General features: G+C 67.6%; 15 protein-coding genes and 1 pseudogene. 5 read left to right on the forward strand and 11 right to left on the reverse strand.

What is annotated here, in order from left to right; all coding sequences use genetic code 11:
* Positions 1-24 precede the first annotated feature (24 nt).
* Both M2271_RS14980 and M2271_RS14985 read right to left on the reverse strand, forming a co-directional pair.
* Positions 25-522: an LURP-one-related family protein gene (locus M2271_RS14980; protein WP_280887674.1), complete on the reverse strand. Its 498-nt coding sequence runs from the start codon at positions 520-522 to the stop codon at positions 25-27.
* A 125-nt stretch (positions 523-647) separates the two neighbouring features.
* Positions 648-2,519 (reverse strand): N-acetylmuramoyl-L-alanine amidase, encoded by a 1,872-nt coding sequence (locus tag M2271_RS14985; protein WP_348539168.1) that lies wholly within the window; start codon positions 2,517-2,519, stop codon positions 648-650.
* 447 nt (positions 2,520-2,966) lie between these two features.
* On the opposite strand from M2271_RS14985, the gene M2271_RS14990 reads away from it, so the two are divergent.
* Positions 2,967-3,338, forward strand: coding sequence for a cupin domain-containing protein (locus M2271_RS14990; RefSeq protein ID WP_280887715.1), 372 nt, complete (start codon positions 2,967-2,969; stop codon positions 3,336-3,338).
* 4 nt (positions 3,339-3,342) lie between these two features.
* Here M2271_RS14990 and M2271_RS14995 read toward each other — a convergent pair whose 3' ends face one another.
* The 3 genes and pseudogenes from M2271_RS14995 to M2271_RS15005 all read right to left on the reverse strand — a co-directional run bounded on the left by M2271_RS14995 (position 3,343) and on the right by M2271_RS15005 (position 4,573).
* Entirely contained in the window at positions 3,343-3,549 is a 207-nt protein-coding gene (locus tag M2271_RS14995; RefSeq protein WP_280887716.1) for a DUF397 domain-containing protein, read from the reverse strand.
* Between the two features lie 6 nt (positions 3,550-3,555).
* Positions 3,556-3,717: pseudogene (locus M2271_RS15000) on the reverse strand (DUF397 domain-containing protein); the annotation flags it as partial.
* A 10-nt stretch (positions 3,718-3,727) separates the two neighbouring features.
* The gene (locus tag M2271_RS15005) at positions 3,728-4,573 is read right to left on the reverse strand and encodes a Scr1 family TA system antitoxin-like transcriptional regulator (RefSeq protein WP_280887676.1); all 846 of its coding nucleotides are present in this window, start codon (positions 4,571-4,573) and stop codon (positions 3,728-3,730) included.
* A gap of 215 nt (positions 4,574-4,788) precedes the next feature.
* Here M2271_RS15005 and M2271_RS15010 point away from each other — a divergent pair, with 215 nt between their 5' ends.
* The 3 genes from M2271_RS15010 to M2271_RS15020 all read left to right on the forward strand — a co-directional run bounded on the left by M2271_RS15010 (position 4,789) and on the right by M2271_RS15020 (position 7,085).
* On the forward strand, positions 4,789-5,232 hold the full coding sequence (locus tag M2271_RS15010) for an ATP-binding protein (RefSeq protein WP_280887677.1): 444 nt from the start codon (positions 4,789-4,791) through the stop codon (positions 5,230-5,232).
* Between the two features lie 319 nt (positions 5,233-5,551).
* A complete protein-coding gene (locus M2271_RS15015) occupies positions 5,552-6,097 on the forward strand; it encodes an RNA polymerase sigma factor (protein WP_280887678.1) in 546 nt (181 codons plus the stop codon).
* Positions 6,090-7,085, forward strand: coding sequence for a CU044_5270 family protein (locus tag M2271_RS15020; RefSeq protein WP_280887679.1), 996 nt, complete (start codon positions 6,090-6,092; stop codon positions 7,083-7,085). Before M2271_RS15015 ends, M2271_RS15020 begins: the two co-directional genes overlap by 8 nt.
* A 177-nt stretch (positions 7,086-7,262) precedes the next feature.
* Here the strand turns inward: M2271_RS15020 and M2271_RS15025 are convergent, their stop codons facing one another.
* From M2271_RS15025 to M2271_RS15045, 5 genes are all read right to left on the reverse strand, one after another.
* Positions 7,263-7,427, reverse strand: coding sequence for a hypothetical protein (locus tag M2271_RS15025; protein ID WP_280887680.1), 165 nt, complete (start codon positions 7,425-7,427; stop codon positions 7,263-7,265).
* Positions 7,428-7,493: 66 nt separating this feature from the next.
* Positions 7,494-8,660, reverse strand: coding sequence for a glycosyltransferase family 2 protein (locus tag M2271_RS15030; RefSeq protein ID WP_280887681.1), 1,167 nt, complete (start codon positions 8,658-8,660; stop codon positions 7,494-7,496).
* Between the two features lie 383 nt (positions 8,661-9,043).
* Complete coding sequence (locus M2271_RS15035) at positions 9,044-9,295, reverse strand: DUF6458 family protein (RefSeq protein ID WP_280887682.1); 252 nt, start codon at positions 9,293-9,295, stop codon at positions 9,044-9,046.
* Between the two features lie 138 nt (positions 9,296-9,433).
* Positions 9,434-10,726: a M18 family aminopeptidase gene (locus tag M2271_RS15040; RefSeq protein ID WP_280887683.1), complete on the reverse strand. Its 1,293-nt coding sequence runs from the start codon at positions 10,724-10,726 to the stop codon at positions 9,434-9,436.
* Positions 10,727-10,876: 150 nt separating this feature from the next.
* Positions 10,877-12,718 carry an acyl-CoA dehydrogenase gene (locus M2271_RS15045; RefSeq protein WP_280887717.1) on the reverse strand — a complete coding sequence of 614 codons (1,842 nt, stop codon included), beginning with the start codon at positions 12,716-12,718 and terminating at the stop codon, positions 10,877-10,879.
* Positions 12,719-12,904: 186 nt separating this feature from the next.
* Between M2271_RS15045 and M2271_RS15050 the strand changes: the two genes are divergently transcribed.
* Complete coding sequence (locus tag M2271_RS15050; protein ID WP_280887684.1) at positions 12,905-13,369, forward strand: SseB family protein; 465 nt, start codon at positions 12,905-12,907, stop codon at positions 13,367-13,369.
* Positions 13,370-13,541: 172 nt separating this feature from the next.
* Here M2271_RS15050 and M2271_RS15055 read toward each other — a convergent pair whose 3' ends face one another.
* Positions 13,542-14,387 carry a TetR/AcrR family transcriptional regulator C-terminal domain-containing protein gene (locus M2271_RS15055; protein WP_280887685.1) on the reverse strand — a complete coding sequence of 282 codons (846 nt, stop codon included), beginning with the start codon at positions 14,385-14,387 and terminating at the stop codon, positions 13,542-13,544.
* Between the last annotated feature and the right edge of the window lie 116 nt (positions 14,388-14,503).

A 14,503-nucleotide genomic window follows, 5' to 3' on the forward strand; every position in this document is an offset into this window, starting at 1 on the left:
TCCGTCCGTCAGTCAGTCAGTCAGTCAGTCGTCCTCCCGTTCCTTCTCCGCCAGGTGGATCACGCATACCGCCACCGCGATCAGCAGCGCCGGGTCCGCGTCCTCCCGGACGACGTCGACGCCGTAGGTCTCGCGGATGTGCAGCCACCGGCGCGAGATGACGGCCAGCAGCTCACCGTCGTACTCGATGGCGAACTCGCGGTCGAGGATCCTGCCGCTGACGTCGAGTTCCGTGCCGCCGTCCGCCAGGGCGACGCGGTAGTGGTTGCGCAGCAGCGACAGCCGTTTGCGCCGGATGGTCGCGAGCGGCGCGCCCTCCCGCTCGATGACCATCGTGTCGCGCAGGGCGAACATCTTCTGGTGGATGTCGATGAGGACCCGCCCCTGCGTGTCCTTCAGCTCGAAGGTGTCCCGCAGCCGCATCGCCTTGCCGTCGACGAGGAAGACCTTGTTGTTGTGGTCGTCCTCGATCCAGTAGTCGTCACCGATGCCGAGGAGCCGGTCGCGTACGAGGAATCTCATACCGCTACCGCTTCCCCGGCGGCCGGTCCGAAACGCCGCCGGTAGGCCGACGGGCTGAGTCCGGTCTCCCGCCGCAGCTCTTGAGGTTCGTTCGGCGGGTCAGCGCGATGAGCCGGAGCCCGGGGTCACACGCAGCTGGCGGTCACATCCGCGGAGTAGACCAGCGCGACGCGGTGGTTGTACTGGATGGTGTACATCTGCTTGGCGCCGGTGACGACCGCCCCGGACGTGAAGTAGTCGTCGGTGTTGGCCGGCGGCCGGGTGGCGACGTACGCCTGGCCGGCGGGGACGGTGTAGTAGCTGATGGGTGCCTGCGTCGAGGGGGACAGCCCGGCAGGGTACTCCGCTCGGTCGGGGTAGCTGGAGCCGTAGACGGCCACCGGAGTGGTGCCCGCGGCCGAGACCAGCCTCACGCCGTACGCGGGAGTGGTGTTGATGCCGTCCGGGTTGTGGAACCAGACCTTCGCGCCGCTGTACCAGATGGCGGTCCAGTCGCCGTCGACGTCAGCCACCACGAACTGCTGTCCGCCTTGGGCGGTGGATCCCCAGTCGCTGATCTGGTCGGTGCCCGCGCCGCCCTTGTGAATGGCCTGGTCACCGAAGAGTGGGGCGGTGTCGCTGGGCGCGGTGCGCAGGAAGACGAAGTTGGAGGGCTGCCGCTGACTGGTGCAGGCGGGAGTGGCGCCGGTGGGGTCGTCGACGGGGCAGATCTGCAGGGTCTGCTGGTTCTCGGTGAAGCCGGGGGTGATCGTCACCGCCGAGCCGACCGGCCCGACCCCGTGCCGTCCCCTCGCCGGAGCGCCGAGCAGCCTCATGAGGTGCTCCCAGTCCCAGGAGGTTCCCGGGTCCCAGTGCATGCCCGCGACGAGGCTGGAGCTGGGGCCGGCGACATTGTCATGGCCGATGATGTGCTCACGGTCCAGCGGTATGCCGAAGCGGTCCGAGAGGTACCGCACCAGGGACGCCGTGGCCTCGTACTGCGCTTCGGTGTACCAAGTGCCCCCGTGCGCGGCGTAACCCTCGTGTTCGATGCCGATGGAGTGCAGGTTCGTCGAGTAGTTGCCGGCGTGGAAGGCGACGTCCTTGGTGGGCACCATCTGCGTCACCGCGCCGTCCGAGGACCGCATCACATAGTGCGCGGAACTGCCGCCCGGCTTCTGGAACGTCGCGATGGCCGACTCGTACGACGACTCGGTGTCGTGGATGACGACCGTATCGACCCTGACGCCGTTGGCCGGACGGTTGGCGACCTGGCCGTTGGACGACGCCGCCGGCACGAACGTGCACGAGACCTCCGGCGGGCACTCGGTCGCCGCGGATGCCGCGGCGCCGGTCAGGGAGAGCCTGCTCAACTGCCCGGTCGCGAGGCGGACCTTCGGGTCGGCGCTCATCGACACCCGCTGGCCGTCGAGGGTGGTGCGCGTGGCCCCGGTCCTGATGGTGGCGTAGACGCGGTTGGCGAACGCCGTGGCGCCCCGTTTCTGCGACGAGCCGCTGTAGCGGGTCACCGCTCCGTACCACTGGCCGGCGTCCGACGGCCGGCCGCCGGTCACGGCCTGCTGGTAGGAGGCGAGCAGCGCGGCACCTCCCGCGATGTTGGCGGCGGGATCTTCACGCAGCTCGGCAAGGGGCAGGCCGGTGAGCTTCGCCGCCGCCTGCAGCGTGTGCAGGGCGGGGTCCTTCCCCATCGCGGTGAGGTCCGCCCGCCCCACTGCCCCGGCCGGACCGCCGGCCAGTATCGCGGGGGTGACATCGGTGAGGTGCATCGGACCGTAGCCGCCGCTGGTGCTCATCTGACCGGAATGGGCATCCCACGCCGACTCCTGATACGCCACGGCGAGCAACACCTCGGCGGGGATGTGGTACTTGGCGGCGGCCGCCGCGAAGGCATGTTGCAGTGTGTTCGGCGCTGAGGGCCCTGAGGGCCCTGACGGCCCTGACGGCCCTGACGGCGCGGCGGTCCCGGCCTGTGCGGTCGTCGGCACCAGGGCGGTCAAGGCTCCCGCGGTAAGCACACTCGCGGTGGCCAGACCTATCAGCCGATACCGTGACACAGGCTTGCAAGAAGCCTTTTCCGTCGTCGTCTTCGACTTCACGTGTTTCCGTTCTCCAGAACAGCTGGGAAAGAACAAGCGGCGGTGCACATGTACCGGATGGTCAAGTCTAGGCCGCTTCAAGGCGGAAACGGAGGAAAGTGCGGAGATCGTCGTATGGCCAACGGTCCCGAAAAGACTCGCCACTGCGATACGGTGCTGCATGAATTGAGGCGTCAAAAGCCTTACAAACTGGACGCGTTGGAACTATAGGCCTGGCCAACTCGGCTGTGCAAGCAGTCCTTTGTGTCATCGGATGGCCGTCACCGATGCCGAGGAGCCGGTCGCGTACGAGGAATCTCGTACTGTCCTCATAGCCTCACCGTCTCCCCGGCGGCGGGTCGGAAACGCCTGTCCGCCGCCCTCGCCTCCTTCACCGAGCAGTGGAGCCCCCGCATCGTCACCGCCGTCAACGACTACGACGTACGCGTCGCGAAGGTCGAGGGCGAACACGTCTGGCACGTCCACGACCACACCGACGAGTTCTTCCTGGTCCTGGACGGCGAACTGCGCATCGCCCTGCGGGAGACCGGCGGCGAACGCACGGTCGTCCTCCCCAAGGGCGCGGTCTTCACGGTCCCGCGCGGCACGGAACACAAGCCGTACGCTCCGCGGGCAACCGAGATCCTCCTCCTCGAACCCACCGGCACGTCCACGGTCGGCGACCGCCACGACGAGGTGCCGGATCATGTGGACGCGACGACGGGACACGCGATCGCCTGAGCCGTCACCTACGGGGCGTCGCAGCGCCTTTCACCGTCGTGAGCAGGGCGTTCAAGGTGGTGGGGGTGGGCGAGAGGATGGCGGCCGGGGTGTCGCTCTCGCGGAGGTGGAGGGTGGTGGGGGTGGCGGCTATCTCCAGGCAGTCGGTGTCGGCGCCGCCTCCGGAGAACGACGACTTCTGCCAGCGGAGCGACGTCGAGGCGCCTTTCACTGTCGTGAGCAGGGCGTTGAGGGCGGTGGGGGTGGGCGAGAGGATCGTGGTCGGGGTGTCGCTCTCGCGGAGGTATACCACGCCGGGGGCAGCGGCTATCTCCACGCAGTCTGTGTCCTCGTCGCCCCCGGAGTACGACGACTTCTGCCAGCGGAGGGGCTCAGACACGGCAGGCCTTTCACAGTCCCTGGGCGATACGGCGGACGAGGTCAAGAGAAGCCTCCTGCGGAAGGGCAGCGCTGTCCACTCGTTCAAGGCGGTCTCGATAGCGGATCAGTTGGGCGGGGGCGTCGATGAACTCGGCGCCGTGCGTCGTGTCGATCTGCACTGTGTCCAGCTGGGGGACAACTCCGCCAACGTACTGCATGGGGAAGCCCGCTCCGGCGAAGCCGTCGGCCACAAAGGGAATCACTCGAATCGTGATGTTCGCCCTGTCGGACATGCGCAGGAGATACTCAAGCTGAGCGCGGGCGACCTGAGGTCCACCGACATGCATACGCAGTGCGGCTTCGTGGATGATCGCGTCGTACGGCATCCCGGACTCGACGATTGTCTGGCGGTGCATGCGGAATGCGACGTGAGCCTCACGGTCGCTCTCCGGACGGTCCGGCGCCACGAAGAGCGAGGCCGCGCGCACGTACTCCTCGGTCTGGAGGACTCCGGGGATGTGCACCACCTGGAACGTGCGCACGTATGAGGCGCGGTGCTCCAACTCGGCCAGATCCAGGGCCCTGAGGCGAACGACACCTCGGTAGTTTTCCCACCAGCCCTTGCTGCGGTCGTTGGCCATCTCGACCAATGCATCTACGAGCCTGCGGTCGGGGGCGGCATAGAACTCGGCCAGCCTGCGCAACCGCTCTTCGCTGATGCCGAATCTTCCTGCCTCGATGTGACTGATCTGGGTCGGGCTGGTGTTCAGGAACTCGGCGGCCTCCCGGTTCGACACATCGGCGGCCTCGCGCAGCTTGCGCAGTTCTGCGCCCAACCGTGCTTGACGGGCCGTGGGGTTGGGTTTCGCGGCCATGTGTCCTCCATTTCCGGGAAATGTTGTGATGCCTCAAGTTGAGGCGCTATGGTCGTAGCGTATCTCACGGAGAGTGTCCAACCGGTCACTCATCTGCAACTCCCGCGCGCCTGCCTCCCGTTGGAAGCGCCACCCCAGCCGTAGGCACCGGGGCGCCGGACAGCAACGCGACCGGGCGCGCGCAAACCCCCCTCACCCACCGGAGTTGATGCCCCATGCCCTCGTACACCCTCATCTGTCCACCGCTCGACACGTCCCCCCACATCGCCCGCGACTTCGTCGCCACCGTCCTGCGCACCCTGGAACTGGACGGCCCCCTCGTCGACGACGCGATGCTCTGCACCTCCGAACTCGTCACCAACGCCTGCGTGCACGCGAAGGGCGGTGACGGCACCGTGCTGTGGCTGCTGGTGGAGGAGGGGCGGTTGCGAGTAGTCGTCTACGACGGGGACGAGAATCCGCCCGTGATAAGAGAACTGACGGGTGAGACGTGGGAGCGAGGCGGGGGCCGAGGCCTGTACCTGGTGGACTGCGTCACGGAGGGCCGCTGGGGGCACGGTCCGGACATCCCGTACTGCGGGCCGACGCACCCTGAGGGCAAGGCGGTGTGGTTCGACCTGCTCGTAGACCCAACCGTACGACGCCCGGCGGCACCGTGACCGACCGGCCGCAGGGGGCTTGCCCCCGAACTGTGGACACCGACATTCAGTGCAAGTCCTGCACCGAGAATGATCAACGGGCGAAAGCTTTTGATCTCCCTCGCGCACGGCCGCACGAGGGCAGGCGTCAGCGCTACGACGGACTCACTGTTTCGGCGGCACCGCAGCCGCGCGCCATGGGCTGGGCAGCACTTGGAACCGTAACCACTCGCGGCTGCGTGAGCGGATGCATCGCAGTGCCGGCGGCCCATCTCGAAATTTCTGCCTCATCGAATGTAAGCATCGGGGGCCGCCGGACACTTACACGCTTGGAGGGGATGTGGACACACGACATGAGCAAGACTTCACCGCGCTGTACCGCGCGCACCATCCAGCCGTGGAAGCGTACGTACGACGACGCCTGAGCGATGCCGAAGATTGCGATGATGTGGTCGCCGAAGTCTTCCTCACAGCATGGCGTCGGCTTGATGAGGTGCCGCGTGCAGCCGTACTGCCCTGGCTGTACGCGACAGCTCGCAAGATCCTGGCGAACACGCATCGTTCTGAACGGCGGCGCCGGATGCTAACGGAGACTGCGGCGCAGCAGCGGCAGAGCCTCACACGCGATCCAGCCGAGGACATCGCTGGAGCGCAGGCCGTCGCTACGGCTTTTGACTCGCTCAGTGACAGCGACAGGGAAGTCCTGCGTCCCGCCTTGTGGGAAGAGTTGCCGGCCCGTCAGGCGGCCATGGCGATCGGATGTACAACCGCGACATTCCATGTGCGGCTTCATCGCGCTCGCAGACGGCTACGCGAGCACCTCGATCGCCCCGCCGCCAGCCCGTCCCGGCGGACATCATCGATTCTTGGAGGAGTAGATGCGTGACATCGATCAGGCGTTGCAGCGGCTCAACCCGGTACAGGATGGCGCCTCAGCTGATAACGAGAGGCTGAACAACATCCTTGCCATGCCACGACCTTACGTGCCCGCAGCGCGTCCGCGTTTGCTGAGGCGGTTGTCCGTTGCCACAGTGGCGGTTGCGGCTGCTGCGGCAGTGGCATACACCGTCGTTGACCCCTTCGGGACATCGGCCCAGCCCGCGCTTGCTGTGACCCCCCAGCCTTTGAGTTATCACTCTGGGAGTCCCTCAGCCGCACAGGTGCTGAGGGACACCGCGGCCCGGGTGGAAAGGAGGCAGGATGATCGTCCGGCAGCCTGGAAGACGGCGCACTTCGTCTGGGACGCATGGTCCCTCTCGACACGCATTGACGGTACGAACGTCACCTCGGCTGTCATCCCAGAGCACAGGGAGAGATGGCAGAAGCGCGACGGCTCGGCACACTGGAAGGCCCGCACGCTTCCCCCGGTGTTCCAGAGCGACTCTCAGCGTGAAGTATGGGAGAAGGCCGGCTCGATCGGAGCCGAGTCGGTGGTGTCCCAAGGTTCCAGTGGGTCAGCTCCTGGGCAAACAGTCACAGAACCGCCCACTACGGTGGCGGGGATGAGGAAGTGGCTGGCCAATGGCCATGCTGGAATCACGCCAGGACTTCTGTACGAGGTCTTGCCCGAGCGAGCCCAAGACCACGTGTTTTCGCCTGCCCAGCGCGCTGCGGTGCTCCGGGTCCTAGCGGAGACCGAAGGGGTGCGCTACCAGGGCACAGTCAGGGATCGGGCCGGTCGTACTGGGCAGGCGTTCTCTCTCACCGATGGGTCAGGCGGCTTGCCTACCAAGCGCGTCCTCATCTTCGACCCGCAGACCGGAAAGCTGCTCGCTGACGAAGAGCAGATTCTCGGTAACGTAGGAAAACTTCAGGTTGCTCCCGAGTCTGTGATCGGGTACATCACGTTCCTGACTTCGGAGCGCCAGCCTTAAACAGGTGGAGCACGGCCGCCAGTACCTGTTCGGCGCAGTTGAGCCGGGGGTGCAGCGCGACAGCGTCCGCCTTGAACTCCGCCGAGTACACCTTCATCACCATCAGTGACATCTCTTTCTCTGAACCCTCAAGGTCCAGTGTCCAAGGTGTCCACGATCCGGGGGCAAGCCCCAGTGTCAGCTTCGTCGTCGGCGTGGCGCCAGCTTGTAGAGGGCCATGCCCGCGGCCACCAGGGTGGTTGCGGCGACGATCAGGGCCATGCTGTTCAGCCACAGGCCGGTGGCGGCCAGGGTGGCGCCGCCCGCGCCGACGGTACCGGAGCCGATCACTCTTCCGTACATCGTTCTTCTCCTTAAAGGGTGGTGAGTCAGGGGATGGTGGTTCGGGGTGACCTGTGCGAAGCGGTCTTACGTAGCCACCCACTTCTCCTCGCTGCGGCGCAACAGGCCCCACAGAGAGGAGAAGTAGACGGCGTGCTGGAACAGGTCGTAGAGCATCTCCGGGATCATCAGTGCCGCGACCAGGACGGCCCGGGGGCCGGCGCGGCGTACGGAGACGGTCTTCTCGACCATGAAGAGCACGCCGATCGCGGTCCAGAACGGCGAGAGGCCGGGCCAGCCGTTCAGCGTCGTGTCCCCGATCAGGAAGGTCAGGTAGGCGAGGAAGGACAGCGCCCCGAAGCCCATCAGGAACTGCTGGGCGAAGTAGCGGGCGGTGACCCGGGTCCAGCCATAGTCGCGCAGGTTCTCCAGGGCGCCGCGCTGCCAGCGCAGACGCTGGTGCCACAACTTGCCCAGGGTCGGCATGACCTCGGTGGTGACCGCGCAGCCGGCCGGCGACATGGCGCGGTAGCCGAGGGTCTTGACGGCCTTGGTCATCTCGTCGTCCTCGGTGAGGGAGGCGAGGCTGTAGTAGCTCGTGCCGCCGCCGATCACCCCGATCCGGCGGGCGGCACGCACTTCGCGCAGCACCCGGCCACGGAACATGGTGCCGGTGCCGGTGAGGACCTGGGCCTTACCGCCGGTGCGCTTGAGTTCCCAGGCGTAGCGGTGGAACTCCATGCGCTGGACGAGGCCGAGGAAGCCGCCGCCCTGCTCGCCGTAGAAAACACCCCCGACGGCGCCGACCCTGCGGTTGAAGGTGGCGACGGCGGTCTCGGCGAACGAGGGGTTGAGGACGGTGTCGGCGTCCTGCACCAGCAGCAGGTCCCGGTCGTCCAGGTGGGGCAGAACCCAGGTGATGGCCTGGTTGAGGGCGCCGGCCTTCCGGTGGGTGTTGCCCTGCGTGACGTAGACCTGCGCGCCGAGCGCGGCGGCGATCGTCGCGGTGTCGTCGGTGCAGTTGTCGGCGACGACCACGATGAGGTCCGGCGGGCGGGTCTGGCCCCGCAGACCCTGGATGGCGGCCGCGATGCGGTCCTGCTCGTTGTGGGCCGGTATCAGTGCCGCGAGCCTCGGCACGTGGCCGGGTTCGTCGGGGGCGGCGTGGGCCCGGAGGGGGGCGTGCCGACCGGAGGGGCGTTGATACGTGTTGCTGGGCGGAGCGGTCGCCACGGGGGCAGCGAGGTCGAGCATATGGAGTCCCCGGGTGGAGGTGGAGCGGCCCGGTACTTCGTCGTCTCTCGGGCCTCATGAGTCCCGAGTCTTCACGTTGGTAACACAATCACGCAAGGCACCCCAGGTCATGGAATGCACAAAAATGTCGGCTTTTATCCGGCATGAACCGCGCCAGGAGCGGGTTCGGCTCGCTTTATGTGCCGGAATCGTGAGGTCGGTCACTCGCTCACCAGTCGAGACGCCGACCGTCCATCTGTTGAGATGGCGCCACCCATCTGCTCGGATGGCGCCCGCTCACCTGCACAGATGCCGCCTGCCCGTCTCCCGGGACGGCGCCTGCCCGTCTCCCGGGACAGCGCTCGCTCACCTGCGCAGATGACGCCCGACCAGCTGCCGGGATGTCAGACGCCGTAGCCGTCGCTGTAGCCGTCCCTGCGGGTGATGCGCCGTTCCTCTTCCACGGCCGGCGTCGAGGGCGGCATCACGACACGTCGGCGCCGCGCGATGCTGCTGAACGTGCTGACGCCGATCAGTCCGACGACCATCAGGATGATGCCGACGAGGTCGAGGTTGACCCCTTGCATGTCCCAGTCGGTCGCGAACGTGAGGATGGCTCCTGCGGCGATGAGGATGATGCATCCGCCGAGGCCCATGGTGTTGCCTCCCTGTCCGGTCCGGTCGTTGCGGTCCGAGACAGCGGGTACCCCGACGGTCAACCCCCATGCAGCGCCGAGCCGTTCCGGAACGGGTCACCCTTCCAGGAACAGGCGTCACCCTTCCAGGAACGGCCGTCACCCCTCCAGGAACGCCACCAGCGCATTGGCCAGCAGATGCGGGTCGTCCGCGCCGCACAACTCCCGGACGCTGTGCATCGACAGGATCGCCACGCCGATGTCGACCGTGCGGATGCCGTGCCGGGCCGCGGTGATCGGGCCGATCGTGGTGCCGCAGGGCATCGAGTTGTTGGACACGAAGGACTGGAAGGGCACGCCCGCCTTCTCGCAGGCGGCGGCGAACACCGCGCGGCCCGAACCGTCCGTGGCGTAGCGGTTGTTGACGTTGACCTTCAGGATCGGTCCGCCGTTGACGCGCGGGTGGTGCGTCGGGTCGTGCCGCTCGGCGTAGTTGGGGTGGACGGCGTGACCGGTGTCGGAGGACAGACAGACGGTGCCGGCGAAGGCCCGCGCCCGGTCCTCGTACGCTCCTCCGCGCGCGAACACCGACCGCTCCAGCACCCCGCCGAGCAGCGGGCCGTCCGCGCCCGTGTCCGACTGCGACCCGTTCTCCTCGTGGTCGAAGGCGGCCAGTACGGGGATGTAGGGCAGGTCCGGGCCGCAGACCGCGGCGAGCGCCGACACGCCCGCGTGCACCGACAGCAGGTTGTCCATGCGTGGCCCGGCGACCAGTTCGTTGTCACGGCCCAGACGGGCCGGCGGCTCCACGGAGTGCGTCATCAGGTCCCAGCCGGTCACCTCGCCCGCACCGAGCCCGGACTCCTCTTCCAGGAAGGAGATCAGGTCGCCGTCGCGCACGTCGCTGCCCAGGCCCCAGATGGGCTGCAGATGCCGCTGCTTGTCCAGCTTGAGGCCCTCCGTCGCCACGGAACGGTCCAGGTGGATGGCGAGTTGGGGCACCCGCAGCAGCGGCCGGTCGACGTTCACGAGCCGCGTCGAGCCGTCCCGCAGGGACAGCCGGCCCGCGAGGCCCAGGTCGCGGTCGAGCCACGAGTTCAGCAGCGGCCCGCCGTAGATCTCCACGGCCACCTGCCGCCAGCCGTGCGCCCCGGTGTCGGGCCGCGGCTTGACCCGGAGGTTGGGCGAGTCGGTGTGTGCGCCGACGATCCGGAACGGCGTGTGCGGCGCGACGCCCTCGGGGACGTACCAGGCCACGATCGCCCCGCCGCGCAGCACGTACTTGCCGCCGCTCGTCCCGTCCCAGGCGTCCGTCTCCGCGACCTGTCGGAAACCGGCCTTTTCCAGCCGCGCGGCGGTGTTCGCCACCGCGTGGTACGGCGACGGACTGGCCGCCAGGAACGACATCAGGTCATCGGTGAGTCCGCGGTCGAAGCGGGAGGGTTCGGTCATGGGGTTCACCTTAACGACGGACGGAGGCCCGCTCCCCGTGGCGGGAAAACGGGCCTCCGTCAGGGCGTCGGGCCTCCGTCAGGGCTGTGCACGGAGGGGGACGGCGACTGGCCGCGGCACTGGAACTGCACTAGAACTGCACTGGAACTGCTAGAACGCGGCCTCGTCCAGCTCCATGATGTCCAGCTCAACGCCCTCTGCGACCTTGCGGGCCAGGGTGACGCCGGGCAGGACGTCGGCCGCGAAGAACTTCGCCGCCGCGATCTTGCCGGTGTAGAAGGCGACATCCTTGGCGGACACAGCCTTCGAGGAAGCCGTCTCCAGCTTCTCGGCGGCGATCGCCGCACCCTTCAGCAGCAGGTAGCCGACGACGACGTCACCGGAGGCCATCAGTAGACGGGTCGTGTTCAGGCCGACCTTGTAGATGTTCTTGACATCCTGCTCGGTGGCCGCCAGGTCGGTCAGCATCAGGCCGACGATGGCCTCCAGCTCGACGGCGGCCTTGGCGAGGTGCTCGCGGGCGTCCGCCAGCTCGTCGCCGCCGGTGCCCAGCGCCAGGAACTTCTTGATGTCCTCGGCGAGCGAGTTCAGCGCGGCGCCCTGGTTACGGACGATCTTGCGGAAGAAGAAGTCCTGCCCCTGGATCGCGGTGGTGCCCTCGTACAGGGTGTCGATCTTGGAGTCCCGGATGTACTGCTCGATCGGGTACTCCTGGAGGAAGCCGGAGCCGCCGAAGGTCTGCAGGGACTGGGCGAGCAGCTCGTAGGCCTTCTCGGAGCCGTAGCCCTTCACGATCGGCAGGAGCAGGTCGTTGAGGGCGTGCTCGGTGGCGGAGTCCTCGCCGTTCGTCTCCTTGACCTGGATCTCGTCCTGGACGGCCGCGGTGTACATCACCAGGGCGCGCATGCCCTCCGTGTACGCCTTCTGCGTCATCAGCGAGCGGCGCACGTCGGGGTGGTGGGTGATGGTGACCTTGGGTGCGCTCTTGTCCATGAACTGGGCGAGGTCCGGACCCTGGACGCGCTCCTTGGCGTACTCCAGCGCGTTGAGGTAGCCCGTCGACAGCGTGGAGATCGCCTTCGTGCCGACCATCATCCGCGCGAACTCGATGATCCGGAACATCTGGCGGATGCCGTCGTGCTTGTCGCCGATCAGCCAGCCCTTGGCCGGGTGGCGGTCGCCGAAGGTCATCTCGCAGGTGTTGGACGCCTTCAGGCCCATCTTGTGCTCGACGTTCGTGGCGTACACGCCGTTGCGCTCGCCCAGCTCGCCGGTCTCGAAGTCGAAGAGGTGCTTGGGGACGAGGAAGAGGGAGAGCCCCTTGGTGCCGGGCCCGGCACCCTCCGGCCTGGCCAGCACGTAGTGGAGGATGTTCTCCGACATGTCGTGCTCACCGGACGTGATGAACCGCTTCACGCCCTCGATGTGCCAGGAGCCGTCCTCCTGCTGCACGGCCTTGGTGCGGCCGGCGCCGACGTCCGAGCCGGCGTCCGGCTCGGTGAGCACCATGGTGGCGCCCCACTGCTTGTCCACGGCGATCTTCGCGATGTGCTTCTGCACGTCGTTGCCCTCGTCGAAGAGGACGCCCGCGAAGGCCGGGCCGGAGGAGTACATCCACACGGCCGGGTTGGCGCCGAGGACCAGCTCCGCGTACGCCCAGATCAGGGAGCGGGGCGCAGTGGTGCCGCCGATCTCCTCGGGCAGGCCCAGACGCCAGTACTCCGCGTCCATGAAGGCCTGGTAGCTCTTCTTGAAGGAGGCGGGCACCGGCGCGGTGTTCGTCTCCGCGTCGAAGACCGGCGGGTTGCGGTCGGAGTCGGCGAAGGACTCCGCCAGCTCGTTCTCCGAGAGGCGGGTCACCTCCTCGAGGATGCTCTTCGCGGTGTCCGTGTCCATCTCCGCGAAGGGACCGGTCCCGTACAGCTTGTCGCGCCCGAGGACCTCGAAGAGGTTGAACTCGATGTCGCGGAGATTCGACTTGTAGTGCCCCATGGCGACGGCTCCGTAGCGGATCGGCGAGGCACGAACTCCTCGCACCTAGTTCACATACCAACAAGTAGCTACGCCGATGATGCTACCCGCCGGTAATAAGAAGCAACCCCGACGGGGTGTCTGTGACAGGTCACACCAGACGAGGAAGGTCCCCCGGGCCCGCCCGCGCTCGGTACTCTTGCGGGCATGTACGGCTACGACCAGAACGTCGGCGCTCAGCAGCAGTACGCCCCGCCGCAGCAGCCCATGTCCGGCGGCTACGGGCAGGAGCAGCCGCTGTACCCGGAGCCGTCCCCGCCCTCCCTCGCCGACGCGGTGCGGGCCTTCACCACCGGGCAGGTGACCGCCGAGGACTTCCAGCAGGTCTTCGCGACCTCCAAGGTGTACTGCCCGCGCGGCGACAACCCCGGCTTCCTCGCCCTGCACAACACCCAGCAGCCGGTGATCCCCATGTTCACCTCGCTCAAGGAACTGCGGCGGTACGCGGGCAAGGAGTCCAAGTACTTCGTGATCACCGGCGCCGAGGTGATCGACCTGCTCCCGACCGGCTACGGCTTCGTCCTCGACATGGAGGGCGAGCACCGGATGGTGTTCGACGCGAAGGCCGTGGAGCAGATGGTCGAGTTCGCGATGCGCCGGATGTACGGCTGAAGATGTACGGCTGGAAGCTGGACGCCGTTGCTTCTCCGGCAGTGCTGCTGGGGGCTTGGAGGTCGCTTCGGGTGGCGACGGCTCAGGGTTTCGAAGGTCGCCTCGGTGGTGACGGCTCAGGATTCCGAAGGTCGCTTCGGGTGGCGACGGCTCAGGGTTTCGGTTTCGAAGGTCATTTCGGGAGACGTAGCGCCAGCCCGTCGAGGACGACTTCGAGGCCGTAGGCGAACTTCTTCTCCCGCAACGCCGCGGGATCCGCGGCCGCGGCGGTGATGTCCTCGCGCGGACCGGCCGGATGGTCCGGCCCGTCGACATGGCCCGGCCCGGCGGTGGTCTCCGGGTCGTCGGTGGTTTTCGGGTCGTCGGTGGTCTCCGGGGCGTCGGTGGCCACCGGCCCGGGGGTGGCCTTTGGCCCGGCGGCGGTCTCCGGGGTGGCCGGCAGCAGGCGGGTGACGAAGTCCGCCTCACTCGCGCCGGAGCGGGCCACGGTGCTCAGCCAGGCCGCCTCGGTGGTGCTCATCCCGATGACGTACGACAGGACCGTGTCCATCGCCCCTGACGGCTCGGGAAGTCCGGCCTCCGTGAACAGGCCGCCCAGCCGCTCGGAGAAGGCCATCAGGTGAGGACCGAGGTAGACGAGGCCCACCTGCCCGAGGACCGCAGGCAGCCAGGGGTGCCGTAGCGCCGCCGAACGGAAGGAGCGGGCGGCCTCGGTGACGGCGGCCCGCCAGCCGTCCGGGGTATCGGCCGACGGTACGTGGAGCTCGGCGGCGACCTCGTCCACCGCGAGCTCCAGCAACTCGTCCTTGGTGGCGACATGCCGGTAGAGCGAGGCCGCGCCGGCATTCAGGCGGGCGCCCAGCTTGCGCATGCTCAGTGCCTCGATGCCCTCGGTGTCCAGCATGACGATCGCCTCGCGGACGATCGTGGTGCGGCTGAGGGTCGGCTGGTCCGACCTGGGCTGGGGGCGGGCCCACACGGACGGGATCGGGTTCTGCTGCGTCGCCTTGGCTGCCACGGCTCTCCTCCGCTACCTACATCTGCGTACATCGTTCGCATTCAGCGTACAGCGATTGATGGTTGCGAACATCGTTCCATCGTGCGTACAGTGTTCGCATCGAAGGAACGGTGTCC

Source organism: Streptomyces sp. LBL, from assembly GCF_029893585.1.
Taxonomy (GTDB): Bacteria; Actinomycetota; Actinomycetes; order Streptomycetales; family Streptomycetaceae; genus Streptomyces.